The following is a 24,200-nucleotide window of genomic DNA, read 5'->3' as shown; positions in this document are numbered from 1 at the left end:
GCGGTCACACCTCCTTCGACTGGCTGATGTGTGTGTCCCAGGTCCCGCGCAGCACGCTGAAGGCCTCCGCCGCGGCGGTGTCGGCATGGGCGCCGAACAGTTCGGCCTGCAGGCCGATGGCCTTCAGTGAGCGCGGATGCGGGAAGTCCCGCAGCTCCGAGGCGTAGCAACGCATCGCGTCGAGCTTGAGCGTGAGCGTGTCGCTGATGTCGCTGTAGAGGGCGGGCACGAACGGCTCGCGTCCTGCGTAGCCCGCGTCGGTGGCCGACAGGGTGGAGAAGCCGAGCAGCCAGCGCACCGGACTCACATGCGGCCGGCACGCGATCATGCAGGCGCGGGCGGTGAGTTCGTGATCGATGTTGAGGTCGCCGCTGTGGTGGGTGTAGACGGTGTGCGGGGCCAGCTGTTCGACCACGGCGCCGACCTGCTGGGCCAGGGTGAGCAGCGGGTACGTGTCGAGCTGGTTGTCGGCCAGGTCGAGCCGGTGCACCCCGGCTGCGCCCAGGACCGCGCAGGACCCCGCCGTCTCCTCGGCCGACAGCGCCGCACTGCCCTCGGGGTCGGGGTCGTCCGCCCGTGACGTCTTGCCCTCGGCGAGGATCAGGACGTGCACATCGTCGCCGGCCTTCGCGTGCCGGGCCAGCGTGCCGCCGGGGCCGATGACTTCGTCGTCGGGGTGTGCGACGACGGCGAGCACCGTGCTCATGCGGGGGTCCCCCTGACGATGTCGGCGCTCTCGGGCCCGCAGTTCATCAACAGGTCCAGCACCGACAGGTGCGAGTGGAAGCTGTTGCCCGCCTGGGGGTACACCGGGTGCGCGTAGTGGAAGTAGTCGATCCGGATGCCCTCCAGGCCGTCCGTCTTCAGGTAGTTGACCGCTTGGGGTCCCGCGATGAACGCGTCGGCGCCGAACCTCTCGCACAGCAGCGGGATGATCGTCTGCCGGTCGAACGCGGGCAGGTCCAGCTGTGAGATCCGGTGCACCGGAGTGTCGATCTTCAGCTGCTCCAGGCAGTAGTCGATGAAGGGCAGGCACACCTCGTTGAGCGTGGTGAACTCGGTGGCGTAGTAGGACTCCAGGAACTCGGCGTGTGTCCTGAAGTGGGGCGCACGGCGGTAGGCCATCTGGACGGCCTTCCAGTGCCTGCGCCGCCAGCCGTCGTCCACCAGGTGCACCTCGTCGATCGGCCGCTCGGCGCGCAGGTCCTCGTGCGCGAGGGGAATGGTCAACAGCAGGTCGCGCGGACCGCCGATCGTGTTGCGGTTGAGCATGTTGCGCCGGCCGATCCGGCTGCGGTCGTGCAGGACGAACAGATCCGCTCGGGCGATCTTGGCGAAGTAGCCTAGCCACGGCAGGTAGGCGGGCTGGTGGGCGCTGATGATCACCGTGCCTCCCCGTCCGGCCACTCGACGACACGGGCGGCGGCCGCGTACGCGCCCCAGCCCGCCTTGAACCTCTCCTGGCCGCCGCCGGCCGCCGCCCCGAGGTCGACCGTGCCGACACCGCGGTCGGTCAGCGCCGTGAGCGCCGACCAGAACGCCAGATGACCGGCGTTGAGCGTCCGGCCCCGCGCGGAGGTCAGTTGCAGCAGGTGGAACGCGCCCGCCCCGCCCACCGCGAACACCGATGCGGCCTGGATGCCTTCGCCGTCGGCGACCACGGTGGTGACGGCGTGGTCCCCGTCGGCGAGAAAGTCCAGGTCGGCCGCGGTCGCGGCCGATCGGACGCCGTTGCGTTCCAGCGTCTGGTGCCGTAACCGCACCAGTTCGGCCGCCTGCTCGGGCACCGCGGCCGACGCCACGAGACCCTGCTTGCCCGCTCGGCGCACGGCAGTACGGGAGCTGCCCCGGGCGGCCTTCCACACCGCGTCCGCCCCCTGGGTGAGGTCGAGGAGGTAGGTGCTGCGGCCGGGCAGGGTGGGCCAGTGTCCGAGCTGCCGCTCCACTCCCGGGCAGGCGCCCTCGGGCGGCAGCAGGGTCGACAGATGGGTCAGCCCCTGTTCCCGGCATACGGCCTCGGCAAGCTCGCCGAAACCGGGCAACTCACCCCGCCAGTCCGCGGACACGGCCACCGATCCGTAGCCGAAGCAGCCGATCTGCGCCCGTCGGCCCTTCACGCACAGCGGCAGCAGCACCTCACCAGCCCGTCCCCAGCGCACCACCGTCGGCACGAACCGGAAGTCCGGCGCGTCCACCAGCCCGAGCCTGAGCCAGCGCCTGCGCGCGAACGGCAGTTCCTCACGCGTCTCGGCCAGCCGTGCGTCCCAGGCGGACTCCACCACCACCGAAACGGTGTGCTTCTCCCGCAGATCAGTCACGGCCCGCCTCCTGGTCCCGCACCGACCGGTCGGCCGCGATCATCGCCCTGGCCAGCAGCGGGGCGGTGAGCCGCGGCTGCGGCTGCTTGGCCACCGTCAGCACGCGCGGCCACAGGGATTCCGCGCCGTCCATCGCACCGGCCGCGAAGTCCGCGTAGGGAGCGAGCTTGTGCAGCGGGTAGTAGTTCCAGGTGCTGGGCACCCCGTGCTCCGCCAGGGCGGACGCGAACCGGAACCGCTGGCCGGGACGCCGGAACAGCAGCTCGATCCCGGGACCGAGATCGGGGTCGGCGGCGACCGGAGTGCACGTGGTCAGCTCTCCGGTGACCACGGTACGGACTCGCTCATGGGTGGCCGCGGCCCTGTCCGCCGCCTCCGCGGAGGTCTCCCACAGCGCGGCCGCCACGGCCACTTCCCAGCGGGACGGAGCGCCTCGGCGCACCTGGCCCGCCTCGGCCGGCAGGTGGTCGGCCTTGGTGTGCGACCAGCCCGGCGTACGGGACTGCGCACGCTGGAGGGCGGCACGGGCCGGGCCGGGTGCGTGCGCGACCAGTCGCGAACCCACCGCCCGTCGCAGCGGGGCCAGTTCGCCTCCCCGACGCAGTGTCCCGGCGTCATCGGCGGGAGCCGAGGTCAGCAGGGCACCCCCGCCGATGCCGCCGAGTTGTTTGCCCTCCCCGAAGCTCAGCACGATAGGACAGTCCGTCCGGCGGAACCGGCTCAGCACCCGGGGCGAGACGCCGGCCTGGGCGAGGTCCAGCACCACGGTGCCTCCGAGCCTCTCGATCCGCGCCGCGTGGCACCACTCGTTCAGGCCGAGGGCATTGGTGAGCACAACGGCACGACCCCTCAGGTCCACCGAGTCGAACGCGGGCCCGTCAGCGGGGTCGGCGTCGACCAACACAGGCCGCGCACCCGCCGCGAGTACGGCATCCGCCACCGCGGGGCAGTTGAAGGTGGACAGCACGACCTCGGCAGCACCGGTCTGCCGCACGGCGAGTTCGAGCGCGGCCCGACCGGTGGCGGTCAGCACACACCGGCCCCGTCCCGCCTGCTCGCGCAGCCGGGCGGCGAGACCCGCCCTCGCGTACCGGGGCCTCGCGGCGGCGCGCGCCGTCGCGGCAAGGCGACCCGCGGTCATACGGGACGGGTGGAGGTAGCCGATCGGGCGCCGCGGCACGGGGGCGTACCACAGGTCGGACGCTGCCTGGTCGGACTCTGCCTGGTCGTGGATCACGGCTGACGTACACCCGCCGTATCGGCCGTCCACTGCGGCCAGTCGGTGCGCTCCAGGCGCAGCGGGATCTCGCCGCAGCCTCCGCGGACCCACTCGATCGTCTCCCGCAGTCCGGCCTCGAAGTCACGCACCGGCCGGTAGCCCAGCAGGTCGCGGGCCTTGGTCAGGTCGGGCTTGCGCGACTGGATGTCCGGCCCGGTGTGCGGGATGTGCCGGATCTCGGTTCCGGTGCCGCTGAGTTCACGGGTCAGCCTGGCGAGTTCGGACACGGTCACGTCGTTCGTCTCGTCACCGATGTTGAATGCCTCGCCGTTCGCCTCGGGCGTGTGCAGGCAGCGGATCAGGCCGGCCGCGAAGTCCTCGGCGTGGCACCACGCCCGCGACTGCGAGCCGTCGCCGTGAACGGTGATCGGCTCCCCGGCCACGGCCTGAGCCGCCAGGACTCCGACCGCGTAGGCACCGGTCCGCAACGGGCCGTACACGTTGAACGGCCGCACGATCGAGAAGGGCAGGCCGTCCTCGGTCCCCCAGGCCGCGGTCATCGACTCGGCGGTGACCTTGCTGACGGCGTAGGACCAGCGCGGATCGTCGGAGCGGACCGACAGCCACTCGCTCTCCTCGGCCCCCTTGGCGTCGCTGCCGTACACCTCGCTGGTGCTCAGCAGCAGGAAGCGGCGCACGTTCGGGTTGCGGGCAGCGTAGTCCAGGGCGACGGCGGTGCCGTCGATGTTGACGCGCAAGGTCTCCCGGGGTGCGCTGCGCACCTTGTTCACGCCGAGGAGGGCGGCGGCGTGCACGACGTAATCGGCCTCGCCGAACCGGTCGAGCGACCCGCGCTCGGTGATGTCGGCCCTGCCGGTCTCGACGGCCGAGTCACCGAGCAGCCCGGACAGCCAGGCGGGGGTGCCCTCCGGCTCACGGTTGTCGACCAGGATCACCCGGTGTCCCGACCGGACCAGGCCGGCGGCGACCCAGGTCGCCAGAAAGCCGAAGCCGCCAGTGATCAGAGTGCGCGGCGCGGTGTGCTGATTGCTCATGACCTGCCCATTGGTTGAGTCGACCTGTGCACGATCTCGGTGACCACGCCGATGACCCGGTCGCAGTCGTCGTCGGTCATCCCGCGCCACAGCGGCAGCGAGAGCAGCCCGGGAAAGGCGGCGTCCATGGCCTTGAATCCCGTCGTCAGCCTCGGCTCGATCTCCGCGAACGCGGGCAGCCGGTGCAGTGGTGTGTAGTGCACCTGGCATCTGATCCGCCGGGCGAAGAACGCGGCCAGCAGGTCCTTCTTGGAGATGCCGAGGCCGGCGACGTCGAACACGACGGGAAGCAGGTGATGCGCAGATCCGGGCCGTCGTCCCCGGGGCACCGCCCGTACGTACGGCAGGCCGTCCAGGGCGTCGTGATAGCGCGCGGCGAGCCGGGCGCGCGCGAGCCGGGACTCCTCCGCCCTGCCCGCCTGCACCGCTCCGACCGCCGCGTTGAACTCCGACAGACGCAGATTCATCCCCGGCGCCTCGATGGAGTACGGCCAGGGACCGTGGTCGTCCGTGTGTTCCCCGACCGGCGCCATGTTGTGATTGCGCGCCAGGCGCAGTTGCTGCAGCAGGCCCGCGTCCGTCGTACTGACCGCGCCGCCTTCTCCTGCGGCGATCGGCTTGGTCGGGTGGAAGCTGAAGTACGCGGCGACCGATGCCGGCCACGATCCCACCGGGCGTACGCCGTCGTAGGTCCCCCCAACCGCGTGGCAGGCGTCCTCGACGAGATCCGCGCCGTAGCGTCCGCACTGCGCCGACAGCGCGGCCATGTCCGCGCAGTGTCCGGCGTAGTGCACCGGCAGGACCACGATCCTGGCGTAGTCGCCGTGCACGCGCTCCAGCAGCTCGCCGAGACTCTCGGGACAGAGGGTGAGGTCGTCCGGGGAGACGTCGCAGAGCGCGACGTCCCAGCCGAGCAGTCGGGCCGAGGCAGGGCCGGCGGCGAAGTTGAGTGTCGGCGACACCAGGAGCTTGGGCCCGGTCACCGCGCGCCCCAGTGCGTGCAGCAGCGCGAACACCGCACTGGTCCCGCTGGACAGGGTGACCGTGGGGGCGCCGGTCAGCCGCTCCAGTTCCTCCTCGAACCGCACCACCTGGCTGCCGTTGGTCCAGAAGCCGGACTCCAGCGTCGCCATCAGGGCATCCGCTTCCTCGGCGTCCCAGTAGGGGCGGGCGTAGGGAAGGTCAGGTTCGGTCATCACCCCTCCCCCCGCAGTCGACCCGCGCGGCGAGTCCGGGGACGGAGGACAGCCATTCGTAGGTCACCCAGCAGTTCTTGCGGTCCTCGTAGTCGTCCTCCTGCACCTCGAAGACGACCCCGACCTCGTCGCTGTGCGAGGCTGCCGCGTCCAGCGCGACGGTGAGCATGCCGGCGAGCAGGTCGGGCGCGATGTCGCCGTGCTGCGGCGGCACGCCTTCGACGCAATGGTCGGGCCACGCCGGCATGGCGTGTCCGGAGAAGGACGCGAAGTGCAGATGCTTGACGGGCAGCGCCGGAAGATCGAACGGGCCCACCGGGTCCGGACGTTGCTCCAGCCGCGCCATCGCGGTCAGCGTCGTGTACGACACCGCCCAGTGGCATACGTCCCAGGTCACCCCGACCCGGTCCGAGCCCAGCTCGGCGAGGGGCTCGAAGTCCGCCGGCCTTACGAAGACCGAGTCGAAGTCGATGCCCTGCGCACCGATGACGGGCAGGTTCTCCATGCCGATCCAGACGGGCGAGTCGCCGAGATACGCGTCGAGTTCGGCGACCCGCTCCACCACCCTGGCCCGCGCACCCGGCAGATCGAACGCCGGCCAGTCGGCCAGCTGGACGAACTGGTTCGCGTGCAGGACGACGCCGAGCGCGCCCACCTCGGCGGCCAGGTCGCAGAACCGGCGCAGTTTGTCGTAGCCGCTGTGGTCGCCGACCCAGTCGGCGTTCTCCGTAGGGAAGTGCAGGGTCAGCCGCCGGGCGCCGACGTCGAAGGCGTGGCGCAGATTCGCGCCGAGCACGCGCCACTGGTCCTCGTCCTCGATGTCGCCGCCGTCGAAGACGTACGCCTCGAGACCGCCGAGTTCGCGAGCCCAGCGTGTTTCGATCTGGTCGCGCCGCAGCCCGTCGAAGGTGAGCCGCAGCGTCGCCGCTGTGCTGGTCACAACTGCTCGACCTCCGCCGCGTTGAGCATGCCTCGGCAGTCGAAGATCAGGTTCGCCGAGGCGAGCACCGTCTCGTAGTCGATCTCCTCGTGGTCGGTGACCAGCAGCACGGCGTCGGCCGCGCGGCACTCGGCCGCGGTGAGTTCGACGGCGGTGAAAGAGGCTGCGTCCATGTCGATGCCCAGCCACGGGTCGGTGATCTTGACCGTGGTGCCCATGCTGACGAGTTCAGCGCCGATGGCGAACGCGGGCGAGTTGCGCGAGTCGGCAACGCCTGACTTGAAGGCGACGCCGAGGATGAGCACGGTCGCGCCGTCCAGGGTCTTGCCCTGCTGCTCCAGCGACGCGGACAGCCGCTGCATCACATGGCGTGGCATCGATTCGTTGATCTCGGCCGCCGCGTGGAGAAGTGCGCTCTTGTGTCCCGCCGAGTTCAGCGCGTGGTTGAGATAGTGCACGTTGTTGGGCAGGCAGTGCCCGCCGACGCCGGGACCGTGGTGGAAGGGCATGAACCCGAACGGCTTGGTCGACGCGGCGGAGATCACCTCGCGCAGGCTGATGTTCATCTCCGACGTCGCCTTGCTCAGCTCGTTGACGTAGGCGATGTTCAGATAGCGGAAGGTGTTCTCCAGCAGCTTGGTGAACTCCGCGACCTCGCAGCTGGAGACCGGCACGACCTCCTTGAAGACCGTGCCGTAGAAGCTCCGGATCGCTTCGAGCGCCTTGTCGCCGAGCCCGGACACCAGCTTGGGTACGTCGCCGAGCGCGCCCTCGCGGCCGGGGTCGACCCGGTCCGGGCTGTAGGCGAAGAACACGTCCACGCCCGACGTGAGGCCGGAGAGCTGCTCGAAGAGGGGCGCGATGTGCCGGCGCAGTGCACCGGGGTAGACCGTCGACTCGATCACGATCAGCGCACCCGGCCCGGCAACGGCGGCTATCTGCGCCAACGCCCTGTCCACGTAGGTCAGATCGGGTGTCTTGTCCTCGGTGAGCGGAGTGGGCGTGGAGATCAGATAGACATCGACCTCCGGCACCTCGGCCAGGTTGGACACTGGTACATAGCGTTCGCTCTGGGTCTCCCTGCGCAGTTCCTCATCGGTGACGTCGACGATGTACGACCGGCACGCCCGCAGTGACGCGAACCGGACCGGATCGATCTCGACCGCGTACAGGGTGTGACCGGAGGACGCGATGGCGATGGAAAGCGGCAAACCCACGTATCCCTGCCCGATAGCCGCGACTCGCACGTTCCCCTCCTTTCGTCGTAAGCCGTTGTGGCAGCACTCGGACCAGGACATGCCGACGGCAGTGTCCGATGATGGAAGGATGGATGGAACTGGTGTTCAGATCTGCTCGGGACCCGCCGCTTCGCCTTCGAAGATCGGCAGAGCCTTGGTGGCCACCCGCAGTGAGCGCTCGTTGAACCGCGCGGCCGCGGCCACCGACCCCAGCGACACCGCCGCCGTCACCGCAGCGGCCGTTCGCACGACGCGCGATCCGGTGCGGATTCCGGCCAGGCCGGCGAGCGCCCCGCCCACCAGGCCGAAGCGGCTCAGCACCCCGGTCAGGGCCAGCGAACCCACCGCTTCCTCGACGTGGCCGCGCAGGCCCAGTCGGGAGTCGTCCCGGTAGCTCTTGGGCTTGACGTACGTCACCGTGCTCATCTCGAGACCCAGCGCGGCCATGATCGCGCCGACGTTGCCCTTGGTGAACGTCAGGTTGCCCAGCCGACGGGCGACGTCCTGGCGCATCACGAAGAACGAACTGGCACCGTGCGGAATCGGGTGCCTGCCGAACCGGGTCTCCAGGAAGTAGAACACCGCCTGGCCCACCAGCAGCCGGGTGGGATCGTCACGCTTGCGGGTGGAGGTCACACCGAACACCGCGGCGACCTCGGGGCCCGACTGTTCGAGAGCCGCGACCAGTTGCGCCACCACCTCGGGGGGCGTCTGCATGTCGGCATCGAGAACACACACCATCGCTCCGCGCGCGGCGATCATGCCCGCCTTGCTGGACGCGGGCTGTCCGCAGTTGGGGCGAAGCTGCACCCACCGGAACTCCGGCGTCGTGGCGCGCAGTTCGGCCAGAACACGGGCGGTGGAGTCCGTGCTGCCATCGTCCACCGCGAGCACCTCGAAGGAGCGGCCCCAGTTCTTGCCGACCTTCACCGCCCGCTCCACGGCCTCCCTGGCGATGTCCTCCTCGTTGTACATGGGGATGACGAAGCTGAGGTCCACGCCGTCGGCGGTGTCGGTCAGCTGCTCGTCGAGTGTCCGGCTCATGGCTTCCCTAGGGTCGTGGTCGTTTCTGACGCTCTCCGCCATCAGCGGGCCCGCTTGAAACTGATCATCATCTGGGCGGTGGGGGCGAACCGGGCGCGCAGGAAGTCCACTCCGGCGAAGAAGGCGGTCAGCGGCTCGTACACCCGGTTCATATAGGCCGGCTTCTCCCGGCTGACCTTGATCCAGCCCCGGTCACTCAGCCACGCCATGACACTGATCGCCCACTGGGGCGCGCCCTGCGTGTAGTAGCTGTCCACCTTGGTCAGGCCCACCTGGGAGCCGAGCCGGGCGAGGCCGGGCTCGGTGAACAGCACGAAGTGCCGGGGGCAGTGCAGCCCGCCCCAGTTGCGGTGCCGGAAGAGGCGGGCGTCGACAGTGGCGGTGTTCGGCGTCTTCATCAGGAGCACGCCGTTCTCCGACAGGAGTCCCGACATGGTGGCCATGACCTTCCGCGGGTCAGGCACGTGCTCGATGATGCTCATCATCAGGATCAGGTCGAACGGCTCGTCGGAGGTGAACTCCTCGATGGGCATGCAGTGGTAGACATGGCCCGCCGCCTCGGCAAGCGGCGCGGCCGCCGCCTGCAGGTCGACCTCGTGGGTCTCCACCACACGGTCGTCCACCCGGCGCACATTGGTGAGCAGCCAGCCGGACCCGCCGCCGACGTCGAGGACTCTCAGCTTCTCGCCGGGAATTCCCTTCAACACCTTCGACAGCATGCGGCCGTCGAGCTGCGCCTTGATGCGCTCGGTGAAAGTGGTGGACTCTCCGATTCCGCCATAGGAATAGTAGTTGGCGGGGTAGATGAAATCGAGGCGGTCCACCGGCGGCGAATCCAGATAGACGGCGGTACACGACGGACAGAGCGCGTAGCGGTACTCCTCGTCGCTGGAGAAGTACTCCTTGTCGTACGCCTTGGCGAACAACTCGACCGCGGTCTCCCCGCATATGGGGCAGGCCATCAATGTCTCAGCCACGACGAGCCTCCGTTATCAGCGTCCTGACGGCCGCGCCATATCCGGTGCGGCTTGCCTCCATGTCCGCGGCAAGCGGGGTACGCGAGAAGAACAGCGCCATCTCCGGGAAGCGGGTGTAGGAAATCGCCGGGTCCCAGTGATGCAGCAGATGCTGGTTGAAGCCCGCCGAGCCGAAGGTGCGCGACACCGGCCCCGTACCGAACATGCGGTTCACCGGTCCGTGCAACTCCACCGAGAAGTCGACGTCGCACGGGGCGTCGAGGTGGCGGTGTTCGACGACCGTCCGCACGGTCGCGAGGAGCGGGAAGACGGCTCCGACGGCGATAATCCACGTCAGCGCGGCGAGGTACGAACCTGTGACGACGAGAGCGGCCAGGATCGACGCGTGCAAGGCGAACGAGCGCACCGACGCCAGCAGTCCGCTGGACGTACGGCTGGACTTCTTGCGCGGCTGACTCAGGCTCCGCTTGCGCAGCAGGACCTCCAGCACATGGATGCCGGTGACCGCCTTGAGCATGTTCAGCACGGAAAGGCACAGGTGATACGTGGTCTCCGTGTCTTCGTGGTCGCCCAGATGCGCATGGTGGGCCATGTGCGTGTAGCGGTAGTTGACGGTGGTGGACCCGTAGAGGATCCACACGAACCAGTCGCCCAGCCTGTCGTTGGTCTTGCGGCGCGGTGCCAGGTTGGTGTGCGCCGCCTCGTGCCCGAACAGGAACAGCGAGTGCAGCCAGAAGCCGGTCCAGCAAGCTGCGGCCGCGACCAGCACAACATCCGCCCAGACGGGCCACGACGTCGGTGCCGGCGCGAGGACGAGCACGCCGAAGGCCAGGAACAGATAGCACAGACCGATGTCGCGCCACACGATCCCGAAGCGCGGACGTAACGTCTTGCGGTAGTCGACCCACCGCACGCCGTCTTCGGAGACGATCGACGGTAAGTGCGGGGACCCGGGATTCCCTCTCCCCCGGGTCTCACCTCTTGCTGGCTCCATAACCCATTCCCGATTTGTCGTAGGCCTGTTGAGCGGACCGAAGACACGATCCGCCCGCACGGCAACTTCCCCATGTTTGTCGTAGGCCTGTCCGGCGGATCACAGATGCACGATCCGCTCGCGCGCCGACTTCACTGTTTTCGGGCACAGGCATGCACCGAGTGCGGAAAAGGAATGCGATCCGTCCGCACCCGCGTGAACGACTGACGTCCCCGTCCGGCAGACCCCTATGACATCAGGGCACCTCGGCAGTGACCACAGACATGAAAAGCCCCCCAACACTTCCCCGGATTCAGGTCTGGAAGAAGTGAAGCACAGCAGCAACGCTCCGCACAGGCTCGGCCACGACTTTTTTGTCCACTGTCTAAGAGCTGACATGCTGACACGGCGGGCCCGCCCACGGGCGTTGGGTACCCTGCCTCCCACGACCACCTGAACAGGACGAAGGAGAGCCGTGATCCGGTTAGCCAGAGCGACGGAGCTGACGCAGCTTCAGGACGTCGAGCGCGCCGCGGGGAAGTGCTTCGCCGACATCGGCATGGCCGCGATCGCCGAGGACGAACCGCCGTCGCTCACGGTCCTCGGCTCGTACGCACAGGACGGCCGCGCCTGGGTGTGGGCGGAGGACGACGACCTGCCCGTCGCCTACCTGATCGCAGAGTTGGTGGACGGCAACGGACATGTCGAGCAAGTGTCCGTACACCCCGACCATGCCGGGAGGAGAATCGGGAAGGCCCTCATCGAGCACGCCGGGGCCTGGGCCACGGCGCAGGGAGCGCCGGCCCTGACCCTCACCACCTTCACCGAAGTGGTGTGGAACGGGCCGTATTACGAGAAGCTCGGATTCCGGCTGGTGCCGGAGGCGGTGCTGACGCCCGGCCTCCGCGAGATCAGGGCAGCGGAGGCCGCACACGGCCTGGACAGGTGGCCGCGCGCCTGTATGCGCAAGGAGCTCTGACCCCGCACGCTCGACCCGGCCACCGGTCCTCCGCGGCCACTGCGCAGGGCCGGCCGCCGCGGGCTGAAAGCCAGCACCCATGTCACAGGGGCCACGGAGTGCGTGACCAGAGCCAGCGCTGGAAGACCGGCAGAGCTCTGGTGCGACAAGTTCTCGCACGACACGGGCCTTCAAGAGGCGATGTTCTCCTGCGGCAACGTCAGCAAGGCTTGGGGACCGCCGAACCTTCATGCGGGCCACCTCTGCCGACCGGAGCACCTGCCGGGAGGCACGCTCCGTCGCCGCGGCGACGGAGCGTGCCTGTGGATCGGTGAAAGCCAGATGCTTGAGGGCCGTCAGGAGGTGCGCAAGGTGTTCTGTAGCGGGGCCGGCAGCGGCGGCCCCGCCAGTGGCTTAGGGTGAGGTCTACCGACGCGGGGTGGAGCAGCTCGGTAGCTCGCTGGGCTCATAACCCAGAGGTCGCAGGTTCAAATCCTGTCCCCGCTACTGCTCAGAAGGGCCCGGATCCACTACGGATCCGGGCCCTTCCATCTTGGGGTCAGGGTTGATCTTCGCGGAGCGCTTTGCCAGCAGATCCGGCACTTGAACTGCACTTGAAACGGACAGATTGCCTATGCCATCAGCGAAGGGTCCGAGCTCGTCACGTCGCCTCCAGCTTCCGTTCCTGCCGTGAGTCCCACGTGAAGGCTCATGATGGTCGTGAAACGTCGCATTGAAGGTCACACGTCTGACCTGCGCATTCCAAGATCATTCATTTGTCAGCATCGCGCGCTATGGCAGACGGCGTGAAGAACATGTGCCAAGTCACCTACGACGAGGGCGACTTGCGCCCGTCCCGCACCGACTGTCAATGGTGCGCCTTAGAGTTGCTGAACACCGAAGCCCTTCGGAACGACGAAGGGAGACCCACGGTGAGGCACTTGCTTGCGACGGCTGGCCTCGCCGGGATCTCCCTCTCGCCTGACGTCGGGCGCCCGTCCACCATGAGGAGATCGGAAGCCTTGACGCCCCTTGACCGTACCCCAAGCGACACCCCGCACAACGTTCGTCTTCTTGGTTGGCTGACGACGGTGACCGGCTTGGTCTCCATCGTTGCTGTGGTCGTACTGGCCCTCAGCGGCGAACCGCAAGCCGCTGCGGCTGTCGGAATCATCGGCGGCGCCGTGAGTGCCGCAGGCGGCATCCGGGTCACGGTGAACATCCGCCGTTGACCCTCGGGGGCGCTGTCGTCAGCTGTACGTGGCGGTAGCGCCCCGCAGGCGCCTCCGCTGTAGGTGGGCATACCCCAATGCCGTTGCCTTTGCCTTGGGCGTAGTCTGCTTGGCAGTGAATCCCGGGGGTGGTTCGGGTGGCTGCGAGTGTGGGTGAGTTATCGGGTCTGGGTTTGTTGACCTGGGTGTATCCGCCTGGCCTGGTGGATCGGGTGGTGGCCGCGTGCGGGCGTTCTGAGCAGCGCCGACGGCTGCTTCCCGCGCGGTTGGTGGTGTACTTCGTGCTGGGGCTGGCTTTGTTCTCGCCTGCTCCGTATCTGGAAGTGATGCGGCACCTGGTCGAGGGGCTACGGGGTGTGGGGCTGCTGGGCAACTGGCGTGTTCCGGCGAAGTCCTCGCTGTTCAGGGCCCGTGAGCGGCTGGGCTCTGAACCGCTGCGGGTGCTGTTCGCCACGACCGCGAAGCCGATGGCCACCGAGGCGACGCCCGGGGCGTTCTGGCGAGGCTTGCGGCTGCTTGCGGTTGATGGAACGTGCTGGGACGTCGAGGACAGTGAGGCTAACGAGGCCGCCTTCGGACGTCCGGGCAGTGGCCGCGGGGCGGGCAGAAGCGCGTTTCCGCAGGTGCGGATGGCTGCTTTGGTGGAGGTGGGCAGCCATGCAGTTCTGGACGCGGAACTCGCCGGCTGCCGCACCGGGGAAGTCACTCTGGTCGGCCGCCTGCCCCGGTCCTGCAGCCCGGGCCAACTTGTGCTGGCCGATCGCGAGTTCCTCGGGGTGCCGTTGTGGCAGGCGTTCACCGCGACCGGCGCTGACCTGCTGTGGCGAGTGCCCGCCAACCGCGTCCTGCCTGTCGTCACGCAGTTCCGGGACGGGTCCTGGCTCTCCCGCATCAGAGCGAGTGGCGGCCCTGCGCGCCATGAGCCGGTCGCGGTCCGTGTTCTGGCCTACCGGCTCAGGGACCGGGTCGGCGAGGGCGACTATCGCCTGGTCACCACCCTTCTGAACGCTCGACGGTATCCGGCCCGGCAACTGGCGGCGCTCTACCGCGAACGCTGGGAGATCGAGTCCGTCTTCGCCGAGATCAAGACACATCAACGAGGCGCACGCGTTGTACTCAGCAGCAAAACACCCGAGGGCATCCGGCAGCAGATCTGGGCGCATCTTCTGGTCCACCGTGCTCTGCGCGAACTCATGCTGAGAACGGCAGCCACGCGAGACCTGGACCCCGACCGGATCTCCTTCACTGAAACCTTGCGCTCTGCCCGGCGCAGTGTGACCGTCACGCCGGGCAGCTTTTCCCCCTGAGCTCCTGGTCAGAGCCCTGGTGATGCTCGAACAAGACCTGCTGGAACGGCTCCTGCCCGTCAGACGACTCCGCAGCCAGGCGCGCGTCGTGAAACGCAAGATGTCCAACTACCACCTCAAGCGAACTGGACACCGTGACTGGCCCCAGCCGACCCGCACCGGCCCCCAAGCCGTCCTCATCGCAAGACCCCAACCCACAAGCCCCTAACGCAACGGCATTGGGGCATACCCAGGTACGCCGGGAACCCTCCGCAGGATGGTCTGGAGTGAGAACCTCGCCTGTCACTCGTGCGGCCCCAGTGTCAGGCCGCGCCCGGTACGGCAGCGGGGCCCGGACCACGTGTCGCGGTCCGGGCCCTGCCCCGTGCGGTGCCGCCCTGCGGTGGCGGTGCGTCAGCTCTCTGCGGTGCTGTCGCCCGTCTGCCCGGCGCCCTCGGCTGTGCCTGCCTTCTCGCGCATCTTGCGCACCAGCTCCGCCTTCTGGTCGGCGGCACCCTGGCGGTCGAGGTTGCGGTGCGGACCGTTGTTCTGCCGTTCGTCGCGGGACAGCTTCTTGCGCTGGCCGCCGCCCATGCCCACGGGGTTGTTGATGTTCTTGCTCACGGGTTCTCCCGGAATGTTGTGAAGTGATCTACGGATTCATCGGTGTGGGAAGGACACGGCGACGTCAAAGGACGTCAGCAGGGGCCCATCACGCTCTCACTCGTAAATCGGCGTCTGGAAGAACATGAGCAAGACGTTACCTGGTCCCGTCGGCTCCGCATACCAGAGCTTTTCGCCGTCCCGGCGTCGGCCTGGCCTATGGTCGTCACCGACCAGGCAGTCGGTGTAGGGAGGGGTGTGCGACAGCAGGCGGGTGAAATCGGCGCAAGCCGCCCGGACGTCCACAGCGTCGAGGCCGAGCCAGACGTGCAGCGTGCCGTCCTGAACCGTCAGCTCGACGTCCCACGCCCTGCCCGCACGTCGGAAGGCACCACCCCACGACCACAGAGCAGCCACGAAGCAAGCACGGCCATGAGGCCCACAGACGATCACGCCGCCACGTGGCTCGCCGGGGACAGATCCTGCGCTCTCTCCACGTCCCTCGGCGTACGGAGCTGAACCTCCAGGTCACCCCTCCCGTGGTGACCGAGACCCGACACGTCCCGGGTGAACCCCGGAACGAGGTCGACGTTGTTCGGGTCGACCTTCAGGTAGACCAACAGCTTGCTCCGCTGCGGCGGACATAGGCAGGCGAAGTTCCGCAGCCGCTGGTACGCCCGGCACTGCTTGCGCTCGACACGGTTCACGCCGTCCCTGGGCCCGAGCAGTGCCTCGTCGACTGCGCCCGTCAGTTCCATCATCCCCGCGCCCTGGACGTCAGTTGCTGCCCGAGCAACTGCCTGGCGGCGTGGCGAACCACCTGTATGCCGCCGCTCACGGACGCCACGGTCTCAAGCCCGAGGAGGTCGCCGCCGAAGAGTCGGTAGCAGACCAGGTCGATCGACGTCCAGTGCTCGCACACGGCGTGCACGTCGTAGCGCGTGAAATCGCCGGCGATGCAGATCAGGCGCAGTCCGCTCCACGGGGCCTGGGACGCGGCCGTCACCCCGAGCCGGTCGCGGACCAGGTGCTCGAAGTCGGCACGGTGGTCCATCAACCACGCCAGGTAAAATGGGCCCTGGTTGATGACGCCTTCTCTGAACTTAGTCATCGGGTCGTTGCCGCGAAGGCCGGACTCCCACCGCGAGCGACGACGTCCGCCCCAGCGGTGGGGGTGCCGGTTAATACGGGCTCGGAACCGTCACCACTCGATGTCAGGCGACTGCCGCGCCGTGCCGGGTGAGCCAGAAATCGAGTAGGGCGGAAGCCACTTCAGCGGGTTTGTGCACATTGGGGGAATGACCGCCGCCCTCGATCCGGACGAACCTGGCTCCCAGTTGACTGGCCATCCGCTCCACTCCGTCAGGGTCCCACGTCTCGTCGGGAGTGCCAGAGATCACCGACACGGGAACGGTCATTCGGGCCAGGTCAGCCGTAGTGTCCGTCTCGTCCAGCATGTGCTGCGCGACGGCCGCCAACTGGCTCGGGCTGTTGCTCATCCACCGACGCTCCAGGAAGCGTTCGACGTCCTCGGGCACGGACTCGTCCTTGCTTCGCACGAACGGCCAGATCTCGGCCAGGGACATCGATTCCACGACGGAGAGCAGCAGGTGCAGGCGTTCCCGCTGCCAAGAAGAGACTGCGCCTGGACCGAAGTTCATCAGAGTGACCGACGCCCAGAGAGAGGGCTCCCCCTGAGTCGCAATGACCGCCGCGCGGACGAGACTTCCCCCGTACGAATGACCCAGCAGATGCACCGGGCCGGCGCCCAGGGAACGGGTAACGGCTACCAGATCGCTGGCCAGGTCGTCCTGGGAGTACGAGGGTGTCGGCGAGGCGTCGCCGGTCTCGCACTGACCTCGGCAGTCCAGGGCCAGTACACGTACGCCGTCGGCGCTCAGGGCGGGCAGCATGGGGAGGAAGTCCTCTTTGCTGCCCATGAAGCCAGGTACGAGCAGGGCCGTCCCCCGCACGGGGGCGTGCCCAGGAGGTGGGACGTCCAGGGCGGCGAAGACGCCCCGCTCCGTTTCAAGACGCACCGGGCGCGCGTGCTCCGGGATTTCTAGGCTCAGCAACTGGCTCATGAACAGCATGATAGGCACGGCCGCGAAGCAGATGGGGCCGCTGTTGTGAGCGGCGGCGGACACACAACGTGTGGCTTCGAGGCGCAGTTCAAGGGTCGTTCTACTCTTCGGATTCTCCGCGTGGTTCAGGTACCCTCGCGTGCGGTTCATCGCGGTGCCAGCCGCCGAAACGCCCGAAGGCCCTCCAGAACCTCTTCTCGCCGTTCCGCTCGGTCTGCCTGCTGGACTCCCAGGAGAGGATCTCCCGCCCGTACACGCTGCGAGCCAAGTCGTTCACGTCGTTCTCGATAAGCCGCAGGTGTTTCCCCAGCCTCTGGATGCCGTCGTTGCTGTCCCGCAGGTAGAGGTAGGCGACTAGGAGCACGAGCCCGACCAAAACGATGCGCCAGACCCCGAGGCCGCTGCCGAGCGTTGCTGCGATGGCGGTGGCCGCACCGGCGTATCCGGCCAGTTGTTGTCGGGCCCCAACCCTCTGGACCACCTCCGACCGCAAGGATTCATACTCCTTCATCCGAAGGCCGATGATCTCAACAGTCGTCTCGTGCTCGCTTGTGCTCCCGCTCACGGCACCCCCCTCGTCGCTGTGCATAATGCCCAGCCTTGGAGACAGCCACGCCTACTCTGCAGCAGGGACCGTGTGGTGGCCCCCGTTTCGGGGTTGTCCCAGGCTGTGGCCTGTCTAGCAAGATCCACCGCCCTGAGAGAGGTGGACGCTGCCCATGACCGGGTCCGTCCAATGAACTTTGCAACTCGGGCTGTTGAGGTTAGTGGCGGACCGCGGAGATGCGGCCGTCGAAGACGATGTCGAGGGCGTTCAGGGCCTGGTCCAGCGGGCTTGTCCCTTGCCTGTCGCGTCCAGCGACGTGATCGCCATGTGGATCGGACTCCCCGGGTCGCAGCGACGGTATTCGACAACATGGCAGACGCCTCTCCAGGGGCCCAGGCGCAACCCGCAGCGCCCTCCGACCGGTTGCGTGCTGCTCCCCGCCGTCGAGACTTCGCCGACGCCTACCGGCAGGGCACTTCCTCTGGGTGCGGACGCGATCCCGTGCTCTCTATCTGCTCGGCCAACGGCGCACTCCCTATTCAGGGGAACGAGGTGATGGCAACACCGGCGCCGTCGGATGATCCGCTGGGCGGTTACGCCTGCACCCGGCGCATGGAACAGGCGGCGCTTTGCTCAGTCCTGGGGGATAGCGAACTCGACCCAGAGGGGGTAGTGGTCGGAGACGTGCCACGACAGGTCGTTGAGCGTGCCGGTCCCCCGCAGCTCCGGGACGAAGTCGACATGACCGCCGCCGACCGCGTCCAGCGTCAACACCGGCCGGCGCTCCTGGCCGTGGGTGAACCAGGCAATCTGGTCGTAGAAGTGCTCGGCACCGGGGTCGTCGAAGATGGTCCGCGGCAGCCCCTCCAACTCCGGAGCGGGCACCAGCCCGGTAGAGGTGAACGCCTCGAACAACGGGTCGCCCGCCCGGTCGATGTTGAAGTCCCCCAGCGCGATCAGGTTGTGGTCCCAACCGAACTCCCGCTCCGCCCAGCCGGCCAGCCACTCGGCGATCGCCCGCAGCTCCGGCACCCGGTCAGCGGCCTTCTCACCGAACAGGACGTGCAACGTGACCAGAGTGAAGGTCTGCCCCTGGGACAGGAAGCTGACCGCATACGGCGTGCGGGCGAACTGCCGGTCCAGGTCACCCGCGGCAACACCCGCCTCCTGCTCCAGCGGGACGACCAGCTCGCACGCCAGACCCGACAGCTTGACCCGCCGCGTATCGAACAGGAACGCAAGGCGCTCGTTATTGCCCGCCCTCCCCTCGGTCACATCGGTCAGGACAAACGCCCAGTCCTCCCCCAACGCCTTGAGCAAGTAGCGCAGCGCCCGAAGATCGCCACGCACCTCCTGCACCGCCACCACGTCGAACCGGCTCACCACCGAGGCAATGACCCGCACATCGGTGAAGTTCCGCTTCGGTGAAGCCCCTTCCGGCGTGGTCCACGCCTTGGTCAAGCCGGAGAAGGCCCGCAGATTCCACGTCGCAATACGCAGATTCGATCCAGCCTTCTTCGGCTTGACCGACTCGTCAAGCGCCGCCTCCCACCGTGCGAGACGTTCCGCCACCCGCTTGGGCGGCGCCAGAATGTCGGGTTCAGACGGCACGGAATCCTCCTCGACGCGGAAGCCAGAGTGTACGAGAGTCCAAGATCACGGATCGTGAATACAAGACCCGTTCCAGTGAAACCAAGCAACCAACAGCGGGCCCGCTGGCGACCCCACGACTCAGACAGCGCCACTGCCGTGCAGAAGTGGCTCGTAGACAACGAACGTCCTGAACCCGAAACGCCGTCGCCGCCCCGGAGATCCGCGCCGGGAAGCCGCAGGAAGTCCAGGAATCCGTGGGCCACCTTCCCCCACCAAAGGAGAGTACGTGTCTTCGACCAGGCACGGTGCAGGACCCTTCGGTCTCGCCCTGCCGTGCCAGACAGCGTCCGCCGATGGACCACGACCATCGAGAGCCTGCACCCGAGCATCGACTGGCGCCCCGGCGGTATCGAGATCGGCTTCTTCCCCCCAGTCGGAAACATCCGCCTCGCCGGCGACGGGCTACTGCTGATCCCTTCGGTCTTCGTCGGGAATATCGCCGCCCACCGAAGACCCTGGCCCAGGACCCTGGTCTATCCCGCCCGCGGCACCGCCGCCCTGTGGGGCGAACAGGCGACCGTCCCCCAACCGGACACGCTGACCGCTCTGGTCGGCCGAGCCCGAGCCCGGCTGCTATTGGCGCTGGACGCCCCGGCCAGTACCAGCCACCTCGCCCGAAGCCTCGCCATGGCACCCGGCGCGGTTGGAGACCACCTCGCCATCCTGCGAAGCGCGGGGCTGCTCGTCCGCGCCCGGTCCGGACGGTCGGTGCTCTACCGGCGCACCCCGCTCGGCGAGGCGCTGGTCGCCAGTTCGGGCTAAGGGCTCAGACCAGCACTGCTTTTGAGGCACCGCCAGCAGATAATTGCCCAGCCGAGATACCACCTCTACCGTCAGGTCTTTCCCTGATGGCACTCGGCCGCTACCTACACCAGGGGACGCCGGGAGAGCTCCCGTACAAAACGACGGACGTGCCGCACTCGCCAGAGCGTTAGGCCGTGTCTGAAAGGTCGGTGACAAGCCTGACCGTGGATCGTTGAGAGCAAGTGGGGGCGAGGAGATCTCACATTGAATTCGGCGAGGAGATCTGGCGAAGCCCCCGCCGGGTCCGATTGCCCGGGACGGGGGCTTCGACACGGCAGGTCAGCTGCCGATGTTGTAAGTGCTGTTGCTGGTGGTGTTCCAGGTGTTGGCGGTGCCGCTGGTGCCGCCTACCTTGATGTCGATCGCCTCACCGGCCTTCCGGCTTCCGGTGACGTTGATCTCCTGCGCCAGGTCAGAGCACTTGTACGTCTTCCACGTGTGGGACGCGGACGCAGGGCTGTAGGCGACCCCCGCGTACTCAGTGAAGATCGGGCCGTCGTTGCACCACGCGTCGAGAGTGCCGGTCAGGGTGTAACTCGTGGGGCCGTTGGAGGAGACCTTGCCTGTGAACACGACCTCGTAGATCAGGTTCTCGAAGGCGTCATGCTGCGTGTACCGGACGAAGACGTTCTCGGTGGAGGCGTGGGCCGGGGTGGTCGCGGCCAGCGGAAGAACAACGGCGCCGAGGGTGGCGACGGTACTGGCCAGGGCCCTCAGCCGGGTGCGGTGGGGCTTCGAAGGCAGGGCAACGGACATCGAGGATCTCGCTCTCTCTTGATCGACACATGGGCGGCGCGAGCCTTGCCGCAGCAAGATCAACGACTGTGGAGACAGACCGATGCGGGGAAGAGACGTCGATGTGCTCGCGGGTGACTCCGGCACTCGTTGACCACGGCAACCGCTTGGGGCACGAACAGCAGCACCGGGGAAATTTGAGATCGGCATCAACGTCCAGACGACTTCAACCCCGGACTGCACCGAGGCCCTTGCGGGGGGCACGCCTGGCCGGTCGGCGGACTGAGCGCGCCACTACTGGCCGAGCTTTCACCCGGGTGAGAGCTACGGCACTGCTCCCTTCCGCGCGCAACCGTTCACGACGCTGCTCGTTCACGAGGAGTGCCCCCTGTCCCCTTCGTCCCCGTTGCCGGCCCACGCCAACTGCCGCTGCTCGGAAACCTCCCAGCTTTCAGCCGCGACCCGCTGGCATTCCTAGAACGTCTGCGCGACGAGTTCGGGGACGTCGTGACCTGGTCGCTCGGCCCGATGAAGGTCATGTCCCTCACCCACCCTGAGCACATCGCCGAGCTCCTGGGAAGCAACGAAGGACACTTCGAGAATCTCGATGCCGGCTGGGCGTTCAAACAACTGGTCGGCAAGGGCATCATGCGCAGCCAGGGCGCTGGCTGGCGCCGCAAGCGATCCCTGGTCCAGCCTTCCGTCCGCCCCTCTCAGGTACGCCGCTACGCCACGACGATGGTCGACTGCGCCGTGGCACTTGCCGACCGCTGGCACGAAGGCACGCAAATCGATGTGCTGCGAGAGATGGATCAGCTCTCCCAGCGGATCGTGGTCCGCAACCTCTTCGGCAACGACATCGGCGACCAGGCCCACGCACTACGAGACGCGATGTCCGTGGCCGGGCGAGAGATCGGCGCCGAGCTGCGGGGCATCGGACTCTTTCTACCGCCCTGGGTGCGTACCCCCGCCCGCCGACGCCTGCTCAAGGCCGTCGCGACCGTCGAGACTGAGGTCGACCGACTCATCCATGCCCGACAGGCATCAGGAGAGGCAGGCGACCGCGGCGAGGACCTGCTGGGCAGGCTGCTCGCAGCCCGGGACGAGGAGGGACGGCCGCTCACCGCCGCTGAGGTGCGAGACGAAGCGGTGACGCTCTGGGCCGCTGGACACGAAACCACGGCAACCGCGCTGACGTGGACCTGGTACCTGCTTTCGGCATCGCCGAACGCGCGAAGGAAGCTCGCCGCGGAACTCGACCGCGTACTCGACGGGCGCCCCCCAACGTACGCCGACTACGAGCAGCTGACCTGGACCCAGCAGATCGTCAAGGTAGCCCTACGTCTCTACCCGCCCGCGTGGATCATTCCTCCCAGGGTGGCACGGGAAGGAGCCACCCTGGGAGCAATCCGGATCCCGGCCGGGACGACGCTCTGGTGCAGCCCGTGGGCGACGCACAGAGACGCCCGCTGGTTTTCCAACCCCACAGCCTTCCGCCCCGAACGCTGGGACACGCACGCCCAACGCAGTGCGCCCCCGCATGCCTGGTTCCCGTTCGGAGGCGGCCACCGCGCCTGCCTCGGCGCCCGGTTCGCCCTGGTCGAGGCAACACTGGTGATCGCAACACTGGCCATGCGCTTCCACGTAGACATCGCCCCGGGGAAAGTGGTCCCCACGATCGGCCTACAGCTCCATCCCTCCACCACACTGCGCGCCACACTACGAGCCCGGCCCCCTGCCCGTCTCGCTGAAAGTGAGTGCCGTTAGGCGGGCCGCTGAGCCGTTTGGCGGTAGTGCGGAAGTAGACGCATCACCACAGCCCACGCCGCATCACCGATCCGGCTGCGCGAGCTGTCGTGAAGGTCTCTCAAGGTGACCGGCTGTAGAAAGCCGGGCTTTCAGGGGATTCCAGGTCCGGCCCGCGTTGGTTACCGCTGGGCTTGTCGCGCTAGGAGACCGAGGGTGATGGTTCCTGTCGGCGTCGCTTCGGCCTGTGCTGTTCGTGCAGAGAAGTCATCGAACATGCTGCGGATACGGAGTCTGTGGGAATTCGCTCTGCCAGGAATGCCGTGCCCGGCTTGTGGACTCACAGCAGAACCGGCCCGCCCCCGAGCCTGACTCGGCAGGGCCCTCTGCCTGTGTCCACGCCCCATACACCCCTGGCCCGTCGCGTCACACGGACCGTGCGTCCTCCGGACTTCGAGTGGGGCGGGACGAGCGTGGCACCGGTTCGGGGGGCCAGCCAGACGGGGACGGGTGAATGCGACGGCGTGAGTGTTGTAGTGGTGTCGCGATCGGGCCGGTGCGCGGGCGCGCTGGTGCGGGCTGGCTCTGCTGTGAGGCGGGCAGGTTATCGGGTTCGCAGGGTGGTGGGTGTGAGGTGGGCGCGCCAGCGTTCGCTGGTCTGGTAGACGACCCTTGTTCCGCCGATGGCATGGCTGATAGCCCAGGCGTAGTGGGAGAGCTGAGGGATGGGCGATGCGGTCAGCTCGGTCACGAGGCGGTGGGCAGTGGCCGCCTCCGTGTCGCACAGGCGGCAGGCTGCGGCGAACGCCTCGGGCAGGGACAGGCCGTGCTGGTGGGCCAGGATGAGCGGCAGCGTCTGGGGCGGGGCGCCGAGCCCGTGCCGCTCCATGGGGAAGGAGTACACGTCATTGACCCACCCCCACAGTCGTGCCGTGCTATCGATCAGCTGACGGACCGGCTCGCGGTCGAGGACTTGGTCAGGCAGGTCGAGGCCCGTGCAGGGCTCGATGAGGGCGGCAAGGACGTGGCCGAAGAAGGTGTGCGGGCGCATGGCCGCGTACTCGGTGAGGCCGACGATGCGTCCGTAAGTGGTGCTCTGCCAGTACGTGGCCGCGAAAGCCTGGTGGAGCCGGGCGGTAACGCGGGCGGCCTGAGCGGGGGTCATCAGGTCGTGCATCCGCCGGGTGAGATCGGCCAGCGCGGAGGAGAGCGCGGAGGGGGAAGCGGGCGGCTTGGTGCGGGTGTCCAGGACGTGGGTGAAGGAGGCGATGTGCGGGGCCAGTGTTGTGGCCGTGGCCTGAGGGGCTTCGACGTGGAGGTCGTCGAAGGCACTGAGCCAGATACACAGGTCGGCGGCGAGGTCCAGCAGGTCCTGGCCGGCATCGGGGAAGAGGAATCCCGCACCGCTGCCCACCCGAGTGGCCTTCAGCCGGGTGCTCTCGCGGGCGTCGTCGACGAGGCGGTGATCGTCGAGCCAGGCTGCCGCGTGGTCGTCGGATCCTGGGCCCAGGGGGTTGGAACGGGCGGGGAACAGATGCCAGAACGTGGGGGCCGCCCCTGTGGAACCCGTAAAGGGAGTACTCATGTCGTCT

The 24,200-nt window shown here is 68.0% G+C and carries 22 protein-coding genes, 1 tRNA gene and 2 pseudogenes; 6 read left to right on the top strand and 19 right to left on the bottom strand.

The features are described 5' to 3' along the window. Positions 1 to 4: 4 nt before the first annotated feature. From OHA05_RS37640 to OHA05_RS37590, 11 genes are read right to left on the bottom strand one after another with little or no spacing between them, the layout of a single operon-like run. Positions 5 to 706, bottom strand: coding sequence for a PIG-L deacetylase family protein (locus OHA05_RS37640; protein ID WP_328863211.1), 702 nt, complete (start codon positions 704 to 706; stop codon positions 5 to 7). Continuing rightward, a complete protein-coding gene (locus OHA05_RS37635) occupies positions 703 to 1,386 on the bottom strand; it encodes a WbqC family protein (RefSeq protein ID WP_328863210.1) in 684 nt (227 codons plus the stop codon). Before OHA05_RS37635 ends, OHA05_RS37640 begins: the two co-directional genes overlap by 4 nt. After that, positions 1,383 to 2,318, bottom strand: coding sequence for a GNAT family N-acetyltransferase (locus tag OHA05_RS37630; RefSeq protein WP_328863209.1), 936 nt, complete (start codon positions 2,316 to 2,318; stop codon positions 1,383 to 1,385). The genes OHA05_RS37635 and OHA05_RS37630 overlap by 4 nt, the downstream gene beginning before the upstream one ends. Further along, positions 2,311 to 3,555, bottom strand: a complete 1,245-nt coding sequence (locus OHA05_RS37625) for a DegT/DnrJ/EryC1/StrS family aminotransferase (RefSeq protein WP_328863208.1) — start codon at positions 3,553 to 3,555, stop codon at positions 2,311 to 2,313. The genes OHA05_RS37630 and OHA05_RS37625 overlap by 8 nt, the downstream gene beginning before the upstream one ends. Then, entirely contained in the window at positions 3,552 to 4,592 is a 1,041-nt protein-coding gene (locus OHA05_RS37620) for an NAD-dependent epimerase/dehydratase family protein (protein WP_328863207.1), read from the bottom strand. Before OHA05_RS37620 ends, OHA05_RS37625 begins: the two co-directional genes overlap by 4 nt. Further along, entirely contained in the window at positions 4,589 to 5,788 is a 1,200-nt protein-coding gene (locus tag OHA05_RS37615) for a DegT/DnrJ/EryC1/StrS family aminotransferase (RefSeq protein WP_328863206.1), read from the bottom strand. The genes OHA05_RS37620 and OHA05_RS37615 overlap by 4 nt, the downstream gene beginning before the upstream one ends. Continuing rightward, entirely contained in the window at positions 5,775 to 6,728 is a 954-nt protein-coding gene (locus OHA05_RS37610) for a TIM barrel protein (RefSeq protein ID WP_328863205.1), read from the bottom strand. The genes OHA05_RS37615 and OHA05_RS37610 overlap by 14 nt, the downstream gene beginning before the upstream one ends. Continuing rightward, positions 6,725 to 8,026, bottom strand: a complete 1,302-nt coding sequence (locus OHA05_RS37605; RefSeq protein ID WP_328863204.1) for a nucleotide sugar dehydrogenase — start codon at positions 8,024 to 8,026, stop codon at positions 6,725 to 6,727. The genes OHA05_RS37610 and OHA05_RS37605 overlap by 4 nt, the downstream gene beginning before the upstream one ends. 45 nt (positions 8,027 to 8,071) lie before the next feature. Continuing rightward, positions 8,072 to 9,010: a glycosyltransferase gene (locus OHA05_RS37600; RefSeq protein ID WP_328863203.1), complete on the bottom strand. Its 939-nt coding sequence runs from the start codon at positions 9,008 to 9,010 to the stop codon at positions 8,072 to 8,074. A 41-nt stretch (positions 9,011 to 9,051) separates the two neighbouring features. Next, entirely contained in the window at positions 9,052 to 9,987 is a 936-nt protein-coding gene (locus OHA05_RS37595; RefSeq protein ID WP_328863202.1) for a class I SAM-dependent methyltransferase, read from the bottom strand. Beyond that, a complete protein-coding gene (locus OHA05_RS37590) occupies positions 9,980 to 10,900 on the bottom strand; it encodes a fatty acid desaturase family protein (protein ID WP_328863201.1) in 921 nt (306 codons plus the stop codon). The genes OHA05_RS37595 and OHA05_RS37590 overlap by 8 nt, the downstream gene beginning before the upstream one ends. A 535-nt stretch (positions 10,901 to 11,435) precedes the next feature. On the opposite strand from OHA05_RS37590, the gene OHA05_RS37585 reads away from it, so the two are divergent. The 4 genes from OHA05_RS37585 (at position 11,436) to OHA05_RS37570 (ending at position 14,457) form a co-directional block, all read left to right on the top strand. After that, positions 11,436 to 11,939, top strand: a complete 504-nt coding sequence (locus OHA05_RS37585) for a GNAT family N-acetyltransferase (protein ID WP_328863200.1) — start codon at positions 11,436 to 11,438, stop codon at positions 11,937 to 11,939. A gap of 412 nt (positions 11,940 to 12,351) precedes the next feature. Then, a tRNA-Met gene (locus tag OHA05_RS37580) sits at positions 12,352 to 12,425 on the top strand. A 287-nt stretch (positions 12,426 to 12,712) separates the two neighbouring features. Continuing rightward, positions 12,713 to 13,150 (top strand): hypothetical protein, encoded by a 438-nt coding sequence (locus OHA05_RS37575; RefSeq protein ID WP_328863199.1) that lies wholly within the window; start codon positions 12,713 to 12,715, stop codon positions 13,148 to 13,150. Positions 13,151 to 13,287: 137 nt separating this feature from the next. Continuing rightward, the gene (locus OHA05_RS37570) at positions 13,288 to 14,457 is read left to right on the top strand and encodes an IS4 family transposase (RefSeq protein WP_328863198.1); all 1,170 of its coding nucleotides are present in this window, start codon (positions 13,288 to 13,290) and stop codon (positions 14,455 to 14,457) included. A 393-nt stretch (positions 14,458 to 14,850) separates the two neighbouring features. Here OHA05_RS37570 and OHA05_RS37565 read toward each other — a convergent pair whose 3' ends face one another. The 6 genes and pseudogenes from OHA05_RS37565 to OHA05_RS37540 all read right to left on the bottom strand — a co-directional run bounded on the left by OHA05_RS37565 (position 14,851) and on the right by OHA05_RS37540 (position 19,281). Continuing rightward, on the bottom strand, positions 14,851 to 15,060 hold the full coding sequence (locus tag OHA05_RS37565) for a DUF6243 family protein (RefSeq protein ID WP_328863197.1): 210 nt from the start codon (positions 15,058 to 15,060) through the stop codon (positions 14,851 to 14,853). A gap of 96 nt (positions 15,061 to 15,156) precedes the next feature. Next, a complete protein-coding gene (locus tag OHA05_RS37560; RefSeq protein WP_328863196.1) occupies positions 15,157 to 15,456 on the bottom strand; it encodes a hypothetical protein in 300 nt (99 codons plus the stop codon). Between the two features lie 32 nt (positions 15,457 to 15,488). Beyond that, positions 15,489 to 16,132, bottom strand: a pseudogene (locus tag OHA05_RS37555) (DUF5655 domain-containing protein); the annotation flags it as partial. Positions 16,133 to 16,253: 121 nt separating this feature from the next. Further along, the gene (locus OHA05_RS37550) at positions 16,254 to 17,123 is read right to left on the bottom strand and encodes an alpha/beta fold hydrolase (protein ID WP_328863195.1); all 870 of its coding nucleotides are present in this window, start codon (positions 17,121 to 17,123) and stop codon (positions 16,254 to 16,256) included. Positions 17,124 to 17,223: 100 nt separating this feature from the next. Further along, a complete protein-coding gene (locus tag OHA05_RS37545; RefSeq protein WP_328863194.1) occupies positions 17,224 to 17,712 on the bottom strand; it encodes a hypothetical protein in 489 nt (162 codons plus the stop codon). 591 nt (positions 17,713 to 18,303) lie between these two features. Then, complete coding sequence (locus tag OHA05_RS37540) at positions 18,304 to 19,281, bottom strand: endonuclease/exonuclease/phosphatase family protein (protein ID WP_328863193.1); 978 nt, start codon at positions 19,279 to 19,281, stop codon at positions 18,304 to 18,306. A 336-nt stretch (positions 19,282 to 19,617) separates the two neighbouring features. Between OHA05_RS37540 and OHA05_RS37535 the strand changes: the two are divergent. Beyond that, positions 19,618 to 20,085, top strand: a pseudogene (locus OHA05_RS37535) (ArsR/SmtB family transcription factor); the annotation flags it as partial. A gap of 321 nt (positions 20,086 to 20,406) precedes the next feature. Here the strand turns inward: OHA05_RS37535 and OHA05_RS37530 are convergent. Then, a complete protein-coding gene (locus tag OHA05_RS37530; RefSeq protein WP_328863192.1) occupies positions 20,407 to 20,883 on the bottom strand; it encodes a hypothetical protein in 477 nt (158 codons plus the stop codon). Positions 20,884 to 21,243: 360 nt separating this feature from the next. Between OHA05_RS37530 and OHA05_RS37525 the strand changes: the two genes are divergently transcribed. Beyond that, positions 21,244 to 22,629: a cytochrome P450 gene (locus OHA05_RS37525; RefSeq protein ID WP_328863191.1), complete on the top strand. Its 1,386-nt coding sequence runs from the start codon at positions 21,244 to 21,246 to the stop codon at positions 22,627 to 22,629. Between the two features lie 583 nt (positions 22,630 to 23,212). Here OHA05_RS37525 and OHA05_RS37520 read toward each other — a convergent pair. After that, the gene (locus tag OHA05_RS37520) at positions 23,213 to 24,193 is read right to left on the bottom strand and encodes a terpene synthase family protein (protein WP_328863190.1); all 981 of its coding nucleotides are present in this window, start codon (positions 24,191 to 24,193) and stop codon (positions 23,213 to 23,215) included. Between the last annotated feature and the right edge of the window lie 7 nt (positions 24,194 to 24,200).

Source organism: Streptomyces sp. NBC_00306 (assembly GCF_036169555.1).
Taxonomy (GTDB): domain Bacteria; phylum Actinomycetota; class Actinomycetes; order Streptomycetales; family Streptomycetaceae; genus Streptomyces; species Streptomyces achmelvichensis.
This window is presented reverse-complemented; position numbering and strand designations above follow the sequence as displayed.